The 19,323-nt window shown below is 42.4% G+C and carries 23 protein-coding genes and 1 tRNA gene; 17 read left to right on the top strand and 7 right to left on the bottom strand.

Annotated features, from left to right (window positions below; translation table 11 throughout):
• Nucleotides 1-92 precede the first annotated feature (92 nt).
• Both cuyA and cuyB read left to right on the top strand, forming a co-directional pair.
• A complete protein-coding gene (cuyA, locus tag ACMUMQ_RS12050) occupies nucleotides 93-1,106 on the top strand; it encodes a D-cysteate sulfo-lyase (RefSeq protein WP_414682232.1) in 1,014 nt (337 codons plus the stop codon).
• Between the two features lie 133 nt (nucleotides 1,107-1,239).
• Nucleotides 1,240-1,962: a cysteate racemase gene (gene cuyB / locus ACMUMQ_RS12045; RefSeq protein ID WP_414682231.1), complete on the top strand. Its 723-nt coding sequence runs from the start codon at nucleotides 1,240-1,242 to the stop codon at nucleotides 1,960-1,962.
• A gap of 93 nt (nucleotides 1,963-2,055) precedes the next feature.
• On the opposite strand, the gene ACMUMQ_RS12040 is transcribed toward cuyB, so the two are convergent.
• The gene (locus ACMUMQ_RS12040) at nucleotides 2,056-2,895 is read right to left on the bottom strand and encodes a 2OG-Fe(II) oxygenase family protein (protein ID WP_414682230.1); all 840 of its coding nucleotides are present in this window, start codon (nucleotides 2,893-2,895) and stop codon (nucleotides 2,056-2,058) included.
• Nucleotides 2,896-3,005: 110 nt separating this feature from the next.
• The gene (locus ACMUMQ_RS12035; protein WP_414682229.1) at nucleotides 3,006-3,152 is read right to left on the bottom strand and encodes a hypothetical protein; all 147 of its coding nucleotides are present in this window, start codon (nucleotides 3,150-3,152) and stop codon (nucleotides 3,006-3,008) included.
• Between the two features lie 319 nt (nucleotides 3,153-3,471).
• Here ACMUMQ_RS12035 and ACMUMQ_RS12030 point away from each other — a divergent pair, with 319 nt between their 5' ends.
• The 12 genes from ACMUMQ_RS12030 (at nucleotide 3,472) to ACMUMQ_RS11975 (ending at nucleotide 13,867) form a co-directional block, all read left to right on the top strand.
• Entirely contained in the window at nucleotides 3,472-4,044 is a 573-nt protein-coding gene (locus ACMUMQ_RS12030; RefSeq protein ID WP_414682228.1) for a YqgE/AlgH family protein, read from the top strand.
• A complete protein-coding gene (gene ruvX / locus ACMUMQ_RS12025; RefSeq protein WP_414682227.1) occupies nucleotides 4,044-4,514 on the top strand; it encodes a Holliday junction resolvase RuvX in 471 nt (156 codons plus the stop codon). The genes ACMUMQ_RS12030 and ruvX overlap by 1 nt, the downstream gene beginning before the upstream one ends.
• Nucleotides 4,515-4,577: 63 nt before the next feature.
• A complete protein-coding gene (pyrR, locus tag ACMUMQ_RS12020; protein WP_414682226.1) occupies nucleotides 4,578-5,075 on the top strand; it encodes a bifunctional pyr operon transcriptional regulator/uracil phosphoribosyltransferase PyrR in 498 nt (165 codons plus the stop codon).
• Between the two features lie 300 nt (nucleotides 5,076-5,375).
• Nucleotides 5,376-6,380 carry an aspartate carbamoyltransferase catalytic subunit gene (locus ACMUMQ_RS12015; protein WP_414682225.1) on the top strand — a complete coding sequence of 335 codons (1,005 nt, stop codon included), beginning with the start codon at nucleotides 5,376-5,378 and terminating at the stop codon, nucleotides 6,378-6,380.
• A 1-nt stretch (nucleotide 6,381) separates the two neighbouring features.
• Nucleotides 6,382-7,659 (top strand): dihydroorotase, encoded by a 1,278-nt coding sequence (locus ACMUMQ_RS12010; protein ID WP_414682224.1) that lies wholly within the window; start codon nucleotides 6,382-6,384, stop codon nucleotides 7,657-7,659.
• A gap of 115 nt (nucleotides 7,660-7,774) precedes the next feature.
• The gene (locus ACMUMQ_RS12005) at nucleotides 7,775-8,881 is read left to right on the top strand and encodes a diguanylate cyclase domain-containing protein (RefSeq protein ID WP_414682223.1); all 1,107 of its coding nucleotides are present in this window, start codon (nucleotides 7,775-7,777) and stop codon (nucleotides 8,879-8,881) included.
• A 117-nt stretch (nucleotides 8,882-8,998) separates the two neighbouring features.
• On the top strand, nucleotides 8,999-9,712 hold the full coding sequence (locus ACMUMQ_RS12000; protein ID WP_414682222.1) for a YggS family pyridoxal phosphate-dependent enzyme: 714 nt from the start codon (nucleotides 8,999-9,001) through the stop codon (nucleotides 9,710-9,712).
• 67 nt (nucleotides 9,713-9,779) lie between these two features.
• A complete protein-coding gene (proC, locus tag ACMUMQ_RS11995; RefSeq protein ID WP_414682221.1) occupies nucleotides 9,780-10,616 on the top strand; it encodes a pyrroline-5-carboxylate reductase in 837 nt (278 codons plus the stop codon).
• A 5-nt stretch (nucleotides 10,617-10,621) separates the two neighbouring features.
• Complete coding sequence (locus ACMUMQ_RS11990) at nucleotides 10,622-11,164, top strand: YggT family protein (RefSeq protein ID WP_414682220.1); 543 nt, start codon at nucleotides 10,622-10,624, stop codon at nucleotides 11,162-11,164.
• A 173-nt stretch (nucleotides 11,165-11,337) separates the two neighbouring features.
• Nucleotides 11,338-11,823, top strand: coding sequence for a pantetheine-phosphate adenylyltransferase (gene coaD / locus ACMUMQ_RS11985; RefSeq protein WP_414682219.1), 486 nt, complete (start codon nucleotides 11,338-11,340; stop codon nucleotides 11,821-11,823).
• A 43-nt stretch (nucleotides 11,824-11,866) separates the two neighbouring features.
• Nucleotides 11,867-12,118: a YfhL family 4Fe-4S dicluster ferredoxin gene (locus ACMUMQ_RS11980; protein WP_317005829.1), complete on the top strand. Its 252-nt coding sequence runs from the start codon at nucleotides 11,867-11,869 to the stop codon at nucleotides 12,116-12,118.
• Between the two features lie 9 nt (nucleotides 12,119-12,127).
• Nucleotides 12,128-13,867: a potassium/proton antiporter gene (locus ACMUMQ_RS11975; RefSeq protein WP_414682335.1), complete on the top strand. Its 1,740-nt coding sequence runs from the start codon at nucleotides 12,128-12,130 to the stop codon at nucleotides 13,865-13,867.
• Nucleotides 13,868-13,906: 39 nt separating this feature from the next.
• Here ACMUMQ_RS11975 and ACMUMQ_RS11970 read toward each other — a convergent pair whose 3' ends face one another.
• Both ACMUMQ_RS11970 and trmL read right to left on the bottom strand, forming a co-directional pair.
• Nucleotides 13,907-15,004, bottom strand: a complete 1,098-nt coding sequence (locus ACMUMQ_RS11970) for an ion channel (protein WP_414682218.1) — start codon at nucleotides 15,002-15,004, stop codon at nucleotides 13,907-13,909.
• 14 nt (nucleotides 15,005-15,018) lie between these two features.
• Complete coding sequence (gene trmL / locus ACMUMQ_RS11965) at nucleotides 15,019-15,486, bottom strand: tRNA (uridine(34)/cytosine(34)/5-carboxymethylaminomethyluridine(34)-2'-O)-methyltransferase TrmL (protein ID WP_414682217.1); 468 nt, start codon at nucleotides 15,484-15,486, stop codon at nucleotides 15,019-15,021.
• Between the two features lie 120 nt (nucleotides 15,487-15,606).
• Here trmL and ACMUMQ_RS11960 point away from each other — a divergent pair.
• Nucleotides 15,607-15,682, top strand: a tRNA-Phe gene (locus ACMUMQ_RS11960).
• Between the two features lie 320 nt (nucleotides 15,683-16,002).
• Here the strand turns inward: ACMUMQ_RS11960 and ACMUMQ_RS11955 are convergent.
• Genes ACMUMQ_RS11955 through ACMUMQ_RS11945 form a run of 3 tightly spaced genes read right to left on the bottom strand, consistent with a single transcriptional unit; the run spans nucleotide 16,003 to nucleotide 17,303 of the window.
• A complete protein-coding gene (locus ACMUMQ_RS11955) occupies nucleotides 16,003-16,662 on the bottom strand; it encodes a hypothetical protein (protein ID WP_414682216.1) in 660 nt (219 codons plus the stop codon).
• A gap of 53 nt (nucleotides 16,663-16,715) precedes the next feature.
• Nucleotides 16,716-16,958, bottom strand: coding sequence for a hypothetical protein (locus tag ACMUMQ_RS11950; protein ID WP_414682215.1), 243 nt, complete (start codon nucleotides 16,956-16,958; stop codon nucleotides 16,716-16,718).
• A gap of 6 nt (nucleotides 16,959-16,964) precedes the next feature.
• Nucleotides 16,965-17,303 carry a GNAT family N-acetyltransferase gene (locus ACMUMQ_RS11945; RefSeq protein WP_414682214.1) on the bottom strand — a complete coding sequence of 113 codons (339 nt, stop codon included), beginning with the start codon at nucleotides 17,301-17,303 and terminating at the stop codon, nucleotides 16,965-16,967.
• 156 nt (nucleotides 17,304-17,459) lie between these two features.
• Between ACMUMQ_RS11945 and ACMUMQ_RS11940 the strand changes: the two genes are divergently transcribed.
• Nucleotides 17,460-18,536, top strand: a complete 1,077-nt coding sequence (locus ACMUMQ_RS11940) for a hypothetical protein (protein ID WP_414682213.1) — start codon at nucleotides 17,460-17,462, stop codon at nucleotides 18,534-18,536.
• 44 nt (nucleotides 18,537-18,580) lie between these two features.
• Nucleotides 18,581-19,144: a hypothetical protein gene (locus tag ACMUMQ_RS11935; protein WP_414682212.1), complete on the top strand. Its 564-nt coding sequence runs from the start codon at nucleotides 18,581-18,583 to the stop codon at nucleotides 19,142-19,144.
• Nucleotides 19,145-19,323: the final 179 nt, after the last annotated feature.

The following is a 19,323-nucleotide window of genomic DNA, read 5'->3' as shown; positions in this document are numbered from 1 at the left end:
TTGGCCTCTCTATTTGTCTACCTCTAATGTGGAAAGCTAATCAGGTAAGACGCCTGTTCATTTAACAAACAATGCTGCTATTGGAGCCTTATATGCATCTTTCTCGTTATCCTCGTTTGCACTTCGCACATCTTGCAACCCCTCTTGAGCCAATGACTCGTTTAAGTGAATTGTTAGGTGGCCCTAAATTATGGATTAAACGCGATGACTGCACTGGTTTGGCTGGTGGTGGCAACAAGACTCGTAAGCTTGAGTTCTTAATGGGAGATGCCATTGAAAAAGGCGCTGACACTATTATTACGCAAGGTGCTACCCAGTCAAACCATGCTCGTCAAACAGCTGCCATTGCGACGAAAATGGGTATGGAATGCCATCTTTTGTTAGAAGACCGTACAGGTAGTAAAGATGTGGATTACAACTACAACGGTAACGTATTAATGGATCAGCTTTTTGGTGCATCGTTGAGTAAGTATCCAGGTGGTACTGATATGAATGCGGCAATGGAAGAGGTTGCTGAAAAGCTGCGTGCTGAAGGTAAAAAGCCTTACATTATTCCCGGTGGTGGCTCTAACCCAGTTGGTGCATTAGGTTATGTTAACGCGGCGATTGAATTACTTACTCAAGCAAATGATATGGGTCTTAAAATTGATCATGTTGTTCATGCAACAGGTAGTGCTGGAACACAAGCAGGTTTGGTAACTGGCCTTGCTGCTACAAACAGCCAAATTCCTGTGTTGGGTGTTGGTGTACGTGTTCCTCAGGATGTTCAAGAAGGTAATGTTTTTCGTTTAGCTGAGAAAACTGCTGAACATCTAAACATCCCGGGTGTTGTAAAACGTGAAGATGTGGTCGCCAACTGTAATTATGTTGGCGAAGGTTATGGTATTCCGACAGAAAGTGGCCTTGAGGCTATTAAGTTGTTCGCTGAATATGAATCAATTTTGTTGGATCCGGTTTATTCTGCAAAAGGTGCTGCGGGACTGATTGATCTTATTCGCAAAGGTCATTTCGGAAAAGATGAAAATATTGTCTTCTTACACACTGGTGGCAGCCAAGCACTATATGGTTATCGTCAAGCTTTTGGCTTTGAAGATTATGTAAAATAGGCCAGATAGATAATAGATGAAACCTGTTATGCTATTTACCTTGATCATATAAGGGCAACAAATAGTTTCATTTTCGTATGAAACTATTTGGTTGGCAGAATCATTGTTGAAGTGGTGAGAAGGAGAATCGGTTATGACCAATGAGGTCAAGAACAAAGAAAAAGTGGTTGGTATCATCGGTGGAATGGGGCCTGAGGCGACCGTTGATTTGATGCACCGTATTATCCACCTGACACCTGTGACGGATGATATTGATCATATTCATGTATTGGTGGATAACAATCCTAAGATTCCTTCTCGTATTAAAGCTTTGATCGAAGGGAACGGGGAAGACCCAGCGCCTTGCATGATTAAAATGGCGCAAGGTTTGGAGGAACAAGGGGCTGACTTTTTAGTCATGCCATGCAATACCGCGCATCATTATTATTCGCGTATTGCGGAAGCTGTGAATGTGCCTTTTATGAATATGGTTGAATTGACGGCAGATCATGTGAAAAGTGCTCAGCCAAATATTAAGAAGATTGGACTCTTGGCTTCTTCAGCACTTCAAATTATTCATTTATACGAGCCTTGGTTTGCCAAGCATAATGTTGAAGTAATGTATCCAGCGCCAGAGCATCAAGAAAAAGTGATGGCGTTTATTTGCTCGGTCAAAGCCAATAAACAGACAGCAGAACAACTTGTTGATTATCATCGAGCGGCTGAAGATTTAGCGGCTCAAGGTGCTGAAGGTCTTATTATTGCTTGCACTGAATTGTCGGTAGTGGGAGATCAGTTACGCACAGAGTTACCGACTTACGATGCATCAGATTTATTAGCGAAGAGTATTGTGAGTGAGGCTTTACCCTCTAAATAACATTTCGGTTCGGTTTTAACGGTCAATAAAAAAACGGCTCTTAGTTCTTGTGTATAGGAACTAAGAGCCGTTTTTGTTGTGACGTTTTAAGTCTTAGATAACCCCAAGCTCTACTAAACGCTCATGCAGATAGCTTTTCGCTGTGTAGCGGTCAGACAACACCACTTCTGGTTTTGGGTGCAGAAACAGAGGCAAAGAAATGCGGGATTTTGTCTTATCTGCGCCGTCAGGATTGATGACTCGGTGAGAAGTAGAAGGGAAGTAGCCCGCTGACGCTTCTTGCAACATGTCACCGATGTTAACGATCAAGGTGCCGAAGTCGCATGGTACATCCATCCAAGTGCTATCTTTGGCTTTTACTTGTAAGCCCGGCTCATTGGCGGAAGGTAAAATGGTCAACAGGTTAATGTCTTCATGAGCACCAGCTCGAATCGCGCCTAACTCTTCATCACCTTTTAGTGGCGGGTAATGTAATACTCGTAAGAGAGTTTGATCGCTGCCATCTACCATGCTGGATAAAGATTGCGTGTAGTTTTTAGCAATGTCGGCTGGTGTGTGTTTTTCCACCCAAGCTAATAGCTCGGCCGCTAGTGTATTGGCTTCTGCATAATATTGAGACAACAAGGCTTTTTGAGCATCTGGGCATTGTCCCCAAGGGTAATAGTGAAAATACTCTTTGATGTCTTTTTTCGTGTGGCCTTTGGCTGTTTCAGACACATCTGGCGGGAAGAAGCCATCTTGTGTGCCAACGTTATAACGGTAATCGTATTTTGATTCGTCATCGAAAAAGGTTTGCCATTCCGCGTAAATCGCACTGACTAAGGCTTTTTGGATTGCATGATTTTTTAAAACGCCAAAGCCAGTATCGTGAAGTGATTTTACGAAGTCTTCTTGAGCAGTTGCGCTTGTGTAGTCGATTGCTTGTAGTTGCATGATCATTTCCTTTGTCGCCATTTGGCCGACAGTATTGTTTTTTAAAAAGCAAAACCTCTTCTTCTAATGAAAGAGGCAGAGAGTGTTTTTTTAGACAATAAATAAGGAGGTTAAGAAGACCAGCCGCTGTGGAAAAAATAGCGTAAATCAACTGTTTCAGCTTGGTAATGCTGTGCCCACATCATCATTTTAAGACGAGCAAGTGGCCCGATTAACATCGAGTCTCCTTGTGCGCTTTGTAATGAAATTAGGGACATTTTGGGCTTCCTAAGCATGAAAATAGAAGTTTTAGAAACAATACATCATTTTGAATTTGTATGGGTAGTTTACTGCCTGATGTGTGTTTTTTGAAGCCGGTCAGTAAAAAAATGTATATTTTGGAATGGTTTACCGTTAGTTTGGTCTATACTGTTTTGGTCAAATCGTTTTTCAGATTGGCTTTTTTACACTTCTTCATTATCAGTTCCACTGCGTTAAGGAAGCTTCTTAAGCTTCGGTAATTGTTCAGATCTCAGTTCTTTTTAAGTTTAGGCAATTAGCACGTTTTTTGTGTTTTCATCTAATTTAAGAGGGTTAATGACTATGAATGTACCTTTCGAATCTTTTAAAAATTACTTTCTCATTTCAATGCCACACCTAGACGACCCACATTTTGAACATACTGTTATTTATCTTTGTCAGCACACAGAGGCAGGCGCGATGGGGATTGTGATTAACCGCCCATCAAAAGTTGATTTCACAGAATTAGCTGATCATCTCGAAATGAAAATTAGCAATCCTTTGCTTGCTGCTGAACCTATTTATCACGGCGGCCCAGTAGAAGCAGAGAAAGGTTTCATCTTGCATACTGCGGATAAACAATGGAGCAATACACTACAAGTGACAGACGAAGTGTCGTTATCCGCTTCTCTTGAGGCGTTGGAAGACATTGCTCAAAACAACGGGCCTAATGCGTTTCGAATCACATTAGGTTGTGCGGGCTGGGATGCAGGGCAATTAGAATCTGAAATTGCCAACAATGATTGGCTGGTATGTGAAGCGGATTTAGACGTATTATTCCATACACCAAGTGATATGCAATTTACCGCAGCGACTCAAGTGTTGGGAATTGATATGACAAGACTTTCACCGGATATAGGACATGGTTAATGACAGCGTCAGGCTCGACAGAAGTGCCTTTAAGTAATCAACAGAAGCCCAATACTGTTCGTTCAGTATTGGGTTTTGATTTTGGCACGACTCGAATGGGAGTGGCTATTGGTCAGAGTGTTACCAGCACCGCTCAGCCACTTGACCCGATTAAAGCAAAAGATGGCATTCCAAACTGGGATGACATTGCGAAAATCGTTGAAGAATGGAAACCGGACGCCTTTGTTGTAGGATTGCCATTAGATATGGATGGCGTTGAAAATGAGATGTGTCAAAGAGCACGTAAATTTGCCAAACGATTGCATGGGCGTTTTAATCTTCCTTACCATATGATGGACGAGCGATTATCATCCTATGAAGCAAAAGGCCAAGTAATCGCACGAGGCGGAAACCGTAATTTTAAAGACAACTCTGTTGACGGTTTGGCCGCTCAAATGATTCTAGAAACTTGGTTCGCAGAATCTCTTTAAGTCATCCATTAACAGGCTGTTCAGCATAGAAACAGTGATTTTATCAGTAAGGTGTGGGCAATAATGAAGTTAGATTTAGAGCTTTCTCTGGCATCCATGAAAACGCAATTAGCTGACTATTGCGCAAAGAAGAACATTGAAGATGCGATTGTCGTTGGAATTCATACGGGCGGTGTTTGGGTTGCGGAGCAACTGATGTCGTCAGTGCCGACCAATGAACCATTAGCCACATTAGACATTACTTTCTATCGAGATGATTTTACCAAAGCAGGCTTAAACCCAAAGGTAAACCAAACCTTGTTGCCTGCGATTGAAGATCGCCATGTTATTTTGGTGGATGATGTTTTGATGTCTGGCCGAACCATTCGTGCGGCGATGAACGAGATTTTTGACTTTGGTCGTCCTGCCAGCATTACCTTGGCGATTCTTTATGATCTTGGTCAGCATGAACTGCCAATTGCTGCCGATATTGTCGGTGAGCACCTAACGCTTAATCCTGATCAAAGGGTTAAGTTAACTGGCCCTCAGCCGATGAGCGTTTCCTTAGTAGATGCGCAATAATATTGGTTAAGAGCTTTATTTTTTATCAAACAAATACGACAATTAGAGTATGGATAAAAGAAACGATCGAATAGTTAAAAAGCACCTTATTTCACCCGCTATGCTGGTGGATTCATTGTTTGTTTTAGTCTTTCGCATTGTTAATGCCCGGTTTTAGTTTTACTAACCGGGCATTTTTCTATCTACACTTACAGAATAAATTTTTTGCGTATTTTGAATTTTTAAATACGGCTGAATATTAGAAGACCATTTTAAATAGAGAAAGGCGATTCCGTCTTTACAGTTTGAGGAAAGCAAACCATGATGCGATCCGACCCTCGGGCATTACAGTTAAACGAACACGGTCAGTTAAAGCATTTTCTGACATTAGATGGGCTTGATAAAACCATTCTGACTGAGATTCTAGACAGAGCGGAATCTTTCCTTTCAATGGGCGAGCAGTCCGTTAAGAAAGTGCCACTTTTACGCGGTAAAACCGTTGTTAACCTCTTCTTTGAAAACTCCACCCGAACTCGTACTACTTTTGAACTAGCGGCTAAACGACTTTCCGCTGACGTTATCAATTTGAATATCGAAACCTCGGCAACATCTAAAGGCGAGTCTTTATTAGACACTCTGAAAAACCTTGAAGCGATGCAAAGCGACATGTTTGTTGTTCGTCACTCTGACAGCGGCGCGCCTCATTTTATTGCCGAACACTGTACGCCAAACGTAGCGATTATTAACGCAGGGGACGGCCGTCACGCTCACCCAACTCAAGCTATGTTAGATATGCTGACGATTCGCCGCCACAAAGGCAGCTTTGACGGTTTAAAAGTCGCTATCGTTGGCGACATTCTGCATTCACGAGTTGCCCGTTCTCAATTACAAGCGCTCACAACTTTGGGTGTTAGTGATGTTCGTTTGGTTGGCCCTAAGACCTTGGTCCCAAGCTTTTTCGAAGAGATGGGCGCAACCATTTGTTATGACTTAGAAGCTGGCTTGAAAGATGTAGATGTTATTGTGATGTTGCGCCTACAGAAAGAACGCATGAAAGGCGCTCTTTTGCCGAGCGAGAGTGAGTTTTATCGTCTGTATGGTTTGACTGAAGAATCCCTAGCGTGGGCTAAGCCAGATGCGATTGTTATGCACCCAGGACCGATTAACCGAGGTGTTGAGATTTCTTCTGAAGTGGCGGATGGTGACCATTCGGTGATTTTGAATCAGGTTACTAATGGTATTGCAGTGCGTATGGCGGTGATGTCGATGGCGATGAGCGGTCAGTTGCAAAGTGATGAAGCGCCAGCTGTGAAGGATGAGAAATAGTATGAAATTACGTATTCAAAATGGTCGTTTGATCGACCCAAGCCAAGGTTTAGATAAAGTCACCGACTTGTTTGTTGAGAATCATAAAATTGTTGCCATTGGTGAAGCGCCTGAGGGTTTTGATGACGCTCAAGTTGTTGATGCATCAGGGCAGTGGGTATTGCCAGGTTTGGTGGATCTTGCTGTGTCATTACGTGAACCAGGTTTTACGCAAAAAGGCAGCATTGCTACCGAAGGACGCGCTGCTGTGTCTGGTGGGATTACGACACTGATTTCGCCACCTGATACTCGCCCTATCGTAGATACGCCAGCAGTGGCAGCTTTGATTCAAGATAAAGCGGATGAAGCCGGCATGGCGAATGTTTTCCCGCTTGGAGCTTTGACTCAAGGTTTAGAAGGCGTTCAATTAAGTAATATGGTGGCATTAACGGATGCTGGCTGTATCGCGTTATCTAACGGTCGCAACGGAATGGCAAATACCAAGGTGTTGTCTCGAGCGTTAGAGTACGCTGCGACTCACGATTTGTTAGTGGTGTTTCATCCTGATGAGAAAAGCTTGTCTGAAGGCGGCTGTGCTCACGAAGGTTTGATGTCCACCATGCATGGCTTAAGTGGTATTCCTGACACGGCTGAAACCGTAGCTTTGATGCGTGATCTATTATTGGTTGAGAAGACTGGAGTGCGCGCGCACTTTGCACGCCTATCTTGTGCTAAATCAGTGGAAATGATCGCAGATGCGAAAGCGGCAGGATTGGATGTAACAGCAGATGTAGCGGTACATAATTTATTGCTGAGCGATAATGTGCTGAATCAGTTTGATGGTCGATATCATGTTTTGCCACCACTGCGTTCAGAGAACGATCGCCTGACATTGATCGAAGGCATTAAACAGGGTGTGATTACTGCGATTTGTTCTGATCATCAGCCCCATGAAAAAATGGCGAAAATTGCGCCTTTTGCGGCGACAGAGCCAGGCATGGCGAATGTCGAAATCCTTTTGCCATTAGCAATGCAGCTTATGGATGAAGGCGATTTTGATTTCTCTACACTGTTGAGTTGTTTGACCTCTGGTCCAGCAGCCTGTTTCGGTTTGGAAGCGGGTTCGCTTGCGGTAGGAAGCTTTGCTGATTTTGTCTTGTTCGATAGCACGGCTCGTTGGTCTTGGAGTTATGAAGGTCGCAAGACAAAAGGCCATAATTCTCCTTACTTTGGTGAAGAATTTATTGGCCGCGTGATGAGCACTTATATCTCTGGGCAACAGGTTTATCAGGCTGTTTAGCGTTCTTTTTTCGGGCAAAGTAAGGTTTTTTACTGTTTGGTTTTACTAGTCCTTTACTTTTTGTGTTAGCGCGTTAATCTAACTTAAATTGTGAATGGTATGGTTTTAATTTTTTATGACTACGGACATCTCAGGCTCATCGTTAAAAGAGCAGCAAATATTGCAATCTCGATTGGCGAATGTAGAAAAAGAAAGGGACTTTATAAAAAAGTTATACGACGACGTACCTAAAATACTTGAGGTCATATCGAAAGGCGCACCTTTAAATGCGCTTTTAAACCGTTTCAAAAGTAAATTGCAGGCGCAGTTGTCTAACGCTTATTGCTTGTTTCTAGTCTCTGATAAAGACTGTTTACAGTGGCGTTTGCAATTTACCGATTCGATTAATGCCGATTTGCCATCAAGTAATGGCTTGCTATCGGTTATTCCTCAAGATCTACTGTCTTTCGCGGCAACTTCCTCACGACCAAAGCAACACGATGTGAATATTCAACAAGCATCGGGTTGGAAAAAATGGCAACCTTTTCTAAGCAAGCATGCTTTCACAAGTGTTTCTATGGTCAGTATTTCTGATGGACAAGGTTCCATTTATTTCATGTTGGCTTTTCAGGAAGACAATACATCGGTTGCCAATAATTTAATGGAGTTGGCGTTAGATTCTTATGCTTCTTGGGTGAATGCTGCTTTTGAGCGTGAAAAAGCAGATTTCTCATTATTGGAAAACAACCATAGAGACCCTAATACTGGTTTATTAAGACGTTATAGCTTTGATGACAGTTTTGGCATGGTTTTAAAAGATTCTCGTCGTCATTTTCAGCGTGCGGCCTTGTTGTCTCTCTACTTACTTCAAGATATAAAAATCGACGCGAGTGAACTGAAAGAGCTAGCTGATGTGATGTCAGATGCCGTGCGAGATAACGACCTTATTGCACATTATGATGAGCGTGAGTTTGTTATGGGAATCCGTATTCAGCATTTAGAAGACGCTGAAGTAGTGGCTCAAAAAGTATTGGATTCCATGAAAAAAGCGGAATACTCCAATAACAGACTTATGCGAGCTGGCTTAGCCATCGGTATTGCTTTTTATCCTGAACACTCATCTTTAGAATCTCTTCATAAAGCGGCTTCTTCAGCTGCCTACTCCCTTGGAAATGCTTCCGGCTATCGCTTGGAATTCCATGATGCTTTCTACAGCTCCAGTTCAGAGTGCTACTCACTGTAGGTGTTTTTTCTGTCATTTAAAATAGTGCTATGATGCGCAACATATGCTTTTTAGTGGGTTTATTTAAAATCAAATAAACCCACTAAAAAATAAGATTGAGGTGCAATGGTGGTTGAAGTGACGAACAGTGACGCGGAAAGCATTAAAAAAAATCTTGCTCTGGTTTTGCAACAAATTCAGCAAGCAGAGAGCCAAACAAATCGTCTGCAAGGCAGTGTCCGTTTATTGGCAGTGAGCAAAACAAAGCCTGTTTCATCCTTAGAAGCGGTTTATGCTGCTGGTCAACGAGCTTTTGGTGAAAACTATGTGCAGGAAGCGGTTGATAAATTCCATGCGCTTTCACATCTTTCCGATATTGAATGGCATTTCATTGGCCCAATTCAATCTAATAAATCCCGCCAAATCGCAGAAACAATGGATTGGGTTCATTCTATTGATCGTGAAAAGATTGCACTGCGTTTAAATGAACAAAGACCAGAAAACTTGCCGCCGCTTAATGTGTGTATTCAGGTGAATATAAGCGGCGAAGAAAGTAAGTCTGGAATTCTTTTAGAGCAATTAGATGATATGGTTGCGTTAGTTAAGGAATTGCCAAATTTACGCCTTAGAGGTTTGATGGCCATTCCCGCACCGCAAGAAAGTCATCAAGCTCAGTGTGCTGTTTATGCTCCCTTGTCTCATGCATTCCTTGAATTATCCAAAGAAGATAGCATGATAGACACTCTATCTATTGGGATGTCTGGCGATTTAACTGCTGCGATTGAATCGGGAAGCACTATGGTTCGAGTGGGAACAGCGATCTTTGGTGAGCGAGATTACTCAACCAAGTAGCGCAATGACAACGTATAATATTGACCTTTAACGGGCGTACGAGCTCAGATTAATAATAGGATGACACATGACACCTAGCATTGCCTTCATCGGCGTGGGAAACATGGCAAGAGCAATTTTTAGTGGCATGCTTGCGAGTGGTTACCCTGCTGACAAAATTATAGGAACATCAAGAACGCCAGAAAAAAGAGATTATTATCATGAACAATATGGCATCACCATGTTGGCTGATAATGATTCGGCTGTGAATGACGCTGATGTCGTTGTGTTGTGCGTTAAACCTGCGCAAATGAAAGCGGTCGTTGAAGAGTTTTCGTCATATGTTCGCAGCGACCAGTTGTTTGTGTCGGTCGCGGCGGGGATAGAGTTGAATGCTCTGTCACACTGGCTTGGTAAGCCTGTTGCTGTTGTTCGTAGTATGCCAAACACGCCTTCGCAGTTAGGTGCGGGTATGACAGGTCTGATTGCCAATGAGCACATTACGGATGAACAAAAGCATTGGGTAACTGAATTGTTTTCAAGTGTTGGCAATTCTGTTTGGGTTGAACAAGAAGAACACATGCATACAGTCACAAGCCTATCGGGCAGTGCGCCGGCGTATTTCTTTTTATTCCTTGAGGCCATGATCAAAGAGGCAAAAAAACAAGGCATGGATGAAGATGTCAGCCGCGAGTTAGCGAGCCACGCCATGTTAGGTGCGGCGCGAATGGTGGTGGAATTGCCGGAACCGATCGCGGAATTGCGTAAAAACATTACGTCGCCAAATGGCACAACAGAACAAGCTTTGCTGTCTTTTGAGGCATCGAATATAGATAAAATAGTGGCTGATGCCATGACAGCTTGCGCGAATAGATCAAAAGAAATGTCGAGAGACTTTTCTGTTCAGAATAATAATGAGGAATAAATAGAATGTATTCAGATCCATTTACTATGTTGGTGAAGGTGATATGTAACCTTTACTTGTTTATTGTTTTACTGCGTTTAGTGCTTCAACTGACGCGAGCAGATTTTTATAACCCTATTAGCCAAGGTGTGGTTAGAGCAACGAGTCCGCTGATATTGCCATTGCGTAAAGTTATACCAGCTATTGGTCGATTGGATACCGCTTCTCTTGTATTGGCGTTCGCAGTGCAACTTCTAACAGTGGCTTTGGTTGTACTCATTAAAGGTGTTTCACTGCCTCCAGCAGGCTATGCGATTTACACCATCGCGGGGACTTTTTATCATTTATTGGATCTGTATTTCTGGGCCATGTTGATTTCTGTGATCTTGAGCTGGGTTGCTCCTGGTGCAAGTCATCCTGGTGCTATGTTGGTTGGACAGATTACGGCACCTTTATATCGAGCGTGCCAGCGAGTAATTCCTACCTTGGGTGGTTTGGATTTATCGCCTATCTTTATATTTTTGGCGATTTCTTTCCTTAAGCAAATACTAGGGCCTTACAGCTTATAAAAAGAGCGCCCTATAATCTTGAATAGAAGTTAGACAATCGATATTGTTTGGCGAATTGAGAATAAGGGCGTATTCCTATATGATGCGACCCCTAAAACGAGAACGAGAGTGGATCACTATGACGATTTTGGTCGCTCTGTCTCATTATCCCTTACTAATTTTGGATGAAAGCCATGAGTACGATTGCGGTTTATCCGGGGACATTTGACCCGATTACAAATGGCCATACGGATTTGGTTGAACGAGCATCAAAGCTTTTCGATCAAGTTATCGTAGCGGTTGCCGCTAGCCCGAAAAAGCGCCCAGCATTATCACATGAAATGCGTATATCATTAGCGAAGCATGTATTAGGGCATTTGCCGAATGTACAAGTAATGGGCTTTGATAACTTATTAACCGAGTTTACGCGCTCTGTGAATGCCAAAGTGGTCATTCGAGGCTTGCGTGCGGTTTCTGACTTTGAATACGAGTTCCAGCTGGCGAATATGAACAGAGCGATTGCGCCAGATGTGGAAAGTATTTTCCTGACGCCATCAGAGAAGCACTCTTACATATCATCAACATTGGTAAGAGAAATCGCGTCTTTAAATGGTGACTTTGGTCAATTTGTAAATCCAGAAGTTAAGCGTGTTCTGCAAGAGCACTTTCAAACGATTTAACTTTCTTGGTTCTACTACATAGTGTTTTTGTTAGGAGAGAAAAATGTCTCTTATTATTACAGATGAATGCATAAACTGTGATGTTTGTGAGCCTGAGTGCCCAAATGAGGCGATTTCTCAAGGTGAAGAAATCTATGTGATTGAACCGGCAAAGTGTACTGAATGCGTGGGGCATTTTGATGAGCCTCAATGTCAGCAGGTTTGCCCAGTAGATTGCATTCCTTTGGATCCAAACTACAAAGAAAGTGAAGAGCAACTGATGGAAAAGTACTTAACACTTACCGGACAACTTTAGTCAGAGGTTATTGCTACTATCGACACAAATGGATTTATCTTTTTAGCTGGCATATTGCTACTGGTTAGTATCTTAGCCAGCTCCTTAACGGTTCGTGTTGGTCTGCCCTTGTTACTTGTTTTCCTCGGAATGGGGATGTTAGCAGGCGAAGAGGGTATTGGCCGACTGGCTTTTGACAACCCAAATCTAGCCTTTTTTGTTGGTAACCTTGCTCTTGCTATCATCCTGCTTGATGGTGGTATGCGTACCAAAACCAGTACCTTTCGGGTGGCCTTGTGGCCCTCTTTTTCCCTTGCCACATTAGGTGTTGTATTCACCACAGCGGCGGTCGGCTCCTTTGCTGCTTGGTTGCTTGACGTCAAACTTATCTACGGCTTATTACTCGGTGCCATTGTTGGCTCGACTGACGCGGCAGCAGTATTTAATCTATTGCGTAACAGTGGCGTGAGCCTTAATGAACGCGTCGGTGGCACGTTAGAAATCGAATCTGGTGCCAATGATCCAATGGCGATTTTGTTGGTGGTGATGCTAACTGGCTTGCTACAAAGCACAGATCATTTAAGTGTTTTGGCGTTTTTAGGTCAAATGCTTCAGCAGTTCGCGATCGGTGGCATCGTTGGCTTGTTGGGTGGGAAACTATTATTGCTTGTGCTGCGTAAAGTACCTTTAGTGGAAGGCTTGTACGCGCTACTGATTATCTCCTTTGGGCTTGCTGTTTTCTCCGGCGTTAACATTGCGGGTGGTAGTGGTTTCCTTGCTGTTTATCTTGTTGGATTAACTGTGGGCAATGGTCGTATCAAGCAGCTTGAGGCTATATCTCAAGTGATGGATGGTTTGGCTTGGTTGGCTCAGGCAGGCATGTTCTTGTTATTAGGGCTTTTGGTTACGCCGTCGAGCTTGCTGACGCATGGCTTTGAAGCTGTTGCGATTGCTGCTTTTCTTATTTTTATTGCTCGCCCTGTTGCTGTGATGATTTGTTTGCTGCCGTTTGATTTCCGTTGGCCTGAACGTCTTTATATTAGTTGGGTTGGGCTACGCGGCGCGGTTCCGATTGTATTAGCACTTTATCCTGTCATCGCAGGTCTCACCAATGCGGAGCTCTTGTTTGAAATCACTTTCACTGTAGTGCTGATTTCTTTGTTGTTACAGGGCTCTACTGTGCCTTGGATGGCCCGTTGGCTGAAAGTGGTTGTTCCTCCGGCGCCTGCACCGACAACACGTTTCTCTTTAATCGATGACGTAAACTCTCATCACACATTAGAACTCTACGAATTTTTGGTGCAAGCGGAATCGGTTCGTATTCCTGCGGCGATCGTTCAAAACGTTCCTAGCGAGACGGTTTCTACGCCTCAGCTGGTGGCTTTGGTTCGAGATCAGAAACCGATTGTCGTGAATACTGAAACAGCGCTTAAGTCAGGGGACAGAATCTGGATGCTTTTACATCCAGAAGATGTGAATGATGTGGCGCAAATATTCTCACAACAATCCTCAGGATCATTCCTGCTGCAGAACTTCTTTGGTGAGTTTGCCATTCGTGGTGATGCGTCGTTATTGGATCTTGCCAAGGTGTATGGTGTTTCATTGGAGGGCATCAGTGAAAGCGATACTGCCGCTGAGTTGGTGAAACAGCAACTTGGTAAATCCCTTGTGGTAGGTGATAGGGCAAGGTTTGGTAACTTGCGCCTAACGATTCGTGAAATGAAAGGCAATCAAATAGAAGTGATCGGGCTTAAGTTACAAAATAAGTAATCTCAAGCCCATCGTTATACTCTGAGCTGAATGCTCGTCTTAGAATAACTTTCCTATTTCATCCAGCGACGGAATGACTTGGTCGTCATTTATCAGCACGATTAATCCTGTTGCATTGATGACGGCATGAGTCTGAGGGTGCGTCACAACGTCACCGTTTTCTTGTATGTAGCCTAATGCAGTCCCAATGTTTTTTTGGATCAAGGTTGTCACGACTTTCGCCCAAGTAACATTCGCAAGCTGAATGTTTAAGCGAATGGTATGGTCTCCTTGGTGGCGAAACAAATCTTCCAGCACTTGCTCTGTACCAGGCGCCATTAAAGAGCGCACTAGCATTTCAGGGTAAGCTCTTACTGGACGAATAACGGCATTTGCCCCTGCGCTTCTAAAGCGAGGTCGATTCGAGTCATTAATGGCTTCCGCCATAATAAAAGCCGAAGGCTGTAGAGCTTGAATACGATGCAAAATATCAAAGGTTAAGCTGTCGCTCAGGCTGTCTTGAGCATCTGGCGATAAAACAATGATGTACTTGGCTTTATCGGCTCCAGCGGCTAAAAGCATACCATCGCTTAATGCATCTCCAGTGTGATGCACCACACCTTGAGATCTCAGTTCTAACGGTAACCCCTCAGGAAAGGCTGTGGTAAGGATCTGAATGGGAGTGTCGGCAAGTTCAGGCGTTTGTGTGATTTGGCTCACCAAAAGCCCTAGGTAGCGTTCAGAGTCATATTTCGGAGTATTGATAATCAATATATGGTTTTGCATTTCATTCCACCTTATAACGCCTTTCACGCGCATTTCTTTCTTCGTCAGTCTTAGTTCCACATAATCACTGGCAATTTGTGCAAGTAAGGTTATTCCCATGCCATAAATTAATAAGATGGTTGAGAATTGCCCCCAAAAAGTTGCGGCGGAAATATCCCCGTAACCTGTGGTGCTTGCAGAAGTCATGGTTAGCCAAAAAGCTTGCCACCAATCTAAGTCTTCAAAAAACACCATGGCTAAGCTGTGCAAAGCAATTACGCCGATTAAAAGCAGGAAGCGCTTTTTTAAATCGGTAGATTCATGCAAGTGCACTTTATCGCGAAATTTTCGACGACTGTTTTTTCGTTTTAAAAGCAGTGAAAGAGCGTTCATTTTACCTCAGTGTATTATTCTGCTGGCATGGCGTAACCAAGCTGTCTCCAAGACTCATAAACCATGACGGCAACTGTATTAGATAAGTTCAAACTGCGAGAGTTCGCTTGCATTGGCAAACGTAGTCTTTGAGGAAGTGGTAGCGCTTCGATGAATTCAGCAGGCAAGCCACGAGTTTCTGGCCCGAAAACCAAGACATCGTTTTCTACAAAGTTCGCTTCACTATGCGTTCGGCTGCCTTTTGTGGTCAGGGCATAAATAGTGCCGATGTCATTTTGATCAACAAAGGACTGGAAGTCTGGATAGCGTTTTAAATTAGTAAACTCGTGATAATCCAAACCCGCTCGGCGTAACTTCTTATCATCGAGATCAAAACCAAAAGGTTCGATCAAATGTAAGTGGTAACCTGTGTTAGCGCACAGGCGGATGACATTGCCTGTATTAGGTGGAATTTCTGGTTGGTAAAGTACGATATGAAGCATAAGTTTTATCTCCTTGATATTAGAGAGATAATACCAGAGGCGCGGAAGAAACTAAGTTTTTAATTTTTTTTCAAAAAACTGTTGACCCGTAAAAAGGTTTCTCTATAATACGCCCCACTTGCCCAGATAGCTCAGTCGGTAGAGCAGAGGATTGAAAATCCTCGTGTCGGCGGTTCGATTCCGTCTCTGGGCACCATATTAAAGAAACCTGCTTTTATAGCAGGTTTTTTTTCGCCTGAACGGCCTGACTGTTAGCTTATTTACTTCTTTATTAATTTTCGCTTTGTTTCTGTGTCTCATATTTTTTGAGCATGTGATATGTGATATGCTCACATTGTCTAGATTGCTGCTTTTCTTCATCTTCTATCTTACGCTGAATAATATCAACCAAGTCGTTGATAGAGTGTTCTCCCCACATCTTATACTGCTTGATGATCAAATCCACCGAGCGATTCCAGTCGTAGTTCTTTTCTTTAATCGCCTTCTCAGTAATCCAATCGAAACTTGATTTATTTCCTAATTTTTAACTGAGTCTTTAGTTTTTGTGCAAACATTGTTAAAAAATGCACGAATGTTGTATGTATTAATGTTAGATAAAATTAATTTGCAATCGAAGCCTTTTGTATAAAAATTTACGTGATCACCAATAGATAGAGTTTTTGGCCTGTTTTCAAAGTTAATTATGACACTGCTTGCTGATATTACTGATAACCCTAGGGTTTTATCAAATCCTGAAAAATTTTTTGTCTCTCCCATACCTAACCAAAACTCTTCATTTATAGGAGATAAAAGCTCTAATTCTCTCTTAGCCTTATTCAGGCTAATTTTTAATAAAGATGACTCTTTTTGTTCTTTGTTCAATAGGTTTGTCTTGTTTTCAAGTTCAGCCGAAAGATCTGAAATTTTAGACCTGAGGCTTTCTTCTTCAGCCTTCCAATTATAATGGGCGTTGACTTCAGCGATGTTTTTTTCAATCGACTTGTTGGTATTTACAAGAGTACGTATTGTTGCAGGCATATTTAGATTTTCTGCGTTTCTATAAGATTGGACTTCCGTCTCTAAAGTTTCTATACGGTCACTTCTTGAATAGTAGCCAAAAGTCCAGCCAGCGCTCAACGATGTTAAAATTGCACCGGTAACTATTCCTACTAATGTTAATGGTGAATCAATATTCATTCTGGCCCTTATTTTTTGATATCGGTATAATATTTAGGGTCAGATAAAAATCATTACCCTCTCAAGTTTCGATATTGCTTTAACTTTATTTGTGACTGTCGCTTTTCTTCATCTTCAATCTTACGGCGAACAATATCAATCAAGTCATCTAATTCGCTGACAGAGTGATCACCCCAAGCCTTATAATGCTTGATGGCCAACTCCACCGAGCGATGCCAGTCGTAGTTCTCTTCTTTAATCGCCTCGTCAGCAATCTCACAGCGAATGTCTGAATTACTCTTCTTTTGCCTTTGCATATTAAATTAGCTGCGTTCTACAGTAAGTGTGAATCTATGAGGTTCAGGGAACGAGAAACCGTGCTTTTCATAAAAAGCGTGTGCTAGTTTATCATCCGCTTGGGTTATCCCCATTACCTCATCAACTTTGAGTTTTCTAGCGTGCTCTAGCAGTAAATTGATCAGAGCAGAACCAATGCCTTTACCACGATCTTCTTCGCTGTAAATCATGAGATCGCATATTTCGATGACGTTTTCATTATCTTCGGGGAAATCCCATATTAGATAGGCAACACGAGCTCCAGTGTCGCTATTAGCGATGAACATACCATTCGTTTCATCGTCTTGAACGTGCTTGAAGCGCATTAGCCATCCTTAGTCGCTTGTGGAGATATACCAATCTTAACCTCACATGTCAGGTTTGAGTCAATAAAATGTTTTCAAATGGTGACAAATGAAACGCTTATAGAGATACTTAAAGTTCAAAGAGATTAATATTCTAGTGGGTATGGAGGAAGTCATTTGAGCGCAACGGATTTTGAGGCCGAGTTAATTCTACACAATATTGAAAAGTGTGGATTGTACGAAGCGACAGAACAAGGCAGAAGACAAATTGTTCATAAGAATGATGTACCTAAGTGCTTGGGGATAGAAGAGTTACTTACAGAAGTCGAGCAATGGGCCATAGCATCCGGTCAACCGTTGGCTAACACTTGCCCTGATACCATACCCGATGAAAAGAAAATTTATTGCTATAACATCACTAAATTACAAGACACTTTTTTAGCTGCATTTTGGGTTGCTTTGCCCAGAGGGCGAGCTGGAGTAAGTACGTTACCTGGAAATAGACCTGTTAAGGGAGAAATTCCTAAGAACCCTAAAGGGAATCTAGACGTGCATGATATACCAGGGTTTATGGCATATTTCCTCTTCCTCCCTAAGTTAAATCGGTTGGCTACTGTTCAGTTATGGTTTAAAGGATTTGGAAAGCCTTATGTTTCAACTCCCAAGTTAAAAAGTTATCTCGAGGCTTACATGAATGGTCATTCTTTGTATCGCTGCAAAGACGGTGGCTTTTCAGAAAAAAAAGCATCTGATCCTACTCAAGTATTAAATAGTAGCCTAGTTTCAAAAGTAGATTGGAGTCGCAGGTACGGTGACTCAGAGCTAGATACTGTTAAAAAGTACGCAAGCGACATTTACAAAGTAACCTATCAGATTAAGCAACCAGATTTGATTCCAAAAACTGCTAACCGACAGCTTTGGCAAGCGAAAGAGTCTGTAGCGGGATATATAAACCATAATGGGGACTTTGATAAAAAGCGCCAAATACGGATGGTTGTACCGGTTGCGGGCATGCTTCAAAGTGAAGTGGAAGAACTAGAGCAAAATTTTGAGCAGTTTACTAAGGAGCAGGCGTTTAACGTGGGCTTTCAAATTAGTGGGCATGGTCGAGAGTATTGGTTATCAGGAAGCTATAGTAAGGAAGGCGACACTATTAATCTTAAAACTCAAAAAGGTAATAGAGAGTTCCCAGATCAAAATGCATTCCATAAAGAGCTTTTATCACGATTTGGTTCTTTTCTACATAGTTCGTGAAAGCGCTATTGTGCTAAAATCAATCTATCGGACGGAGTGATTTTATGATGAGTTTGCTCAGAAAGTGGCCAGAAATATTTGCTAAGTTACATGCAAATGAAACCTTTTGTCGTCGGTTTAACGTTCTCGTTTGGTGCTGTTTTTTGGCGATTACTGTTGCTGCCTATTTTCCTGGAACTAGCGTCAAAGGGACTGATCAGGTTTCAATTGCTGGCAGTATGATTACTATATCATCAATTTTATTTGGGGTGATTGGTGCTTGGCTTGCGTTAATGAAGATTGATGCTGAAACACAAATGAGAAAGCTCGCTAAGGAACGCGAAAGTATGTCTCCTGTAATCGAGAGAATGGGGAGTCTTAGCGATGTTATCACAGCCAGTAGCGTTGTCTTGTTTGTATGTCTTGCTCAAGTGTTCGCTTATTATGCACTTTCTAAAATTAGCTTTGTGCAACCGTATGCCCCGTACCTTAAGGGGGGGTCTTTTTCTGTCTTAGTCTTCCTTGGTCTTATTCAAGTTAAGTTGATCCTTCAAATATTATGGATCGGACTAGAAAATTTTGTTGATATATCTAGGCTTGAAAGAGAACTTCTTGAAGAGAATAGGTAAGTTTTTAGTCGCTATACTAAATAAAAGCCCTCAATAGAGGGCTTTTATTTTTTGCATTGACCCGTCCTAAATAAGGTTGTCACTTTTCAATACTTCAATTGGAGAGTGCAATGACTACAACACCTAAGCGTACACAGAGAGACTATTCCTTCGCCTTTAAATTGGCAGTTGTTGATCAA

It is taken from the genome of Marinomonas algae (assembly GCF_047525555.1).
In the GTDB taxonomy this organism is placed as follows: Bacteria; Pseudomonadota; Gammaproteobacteria; order Pseudomonadales; family Marinomonadaceae; genus Marinomonas.
Note: the sequence above shows the minus strand (reverse complement) of the source record. Positions and strands in the feature narration are given on the sequence as shown.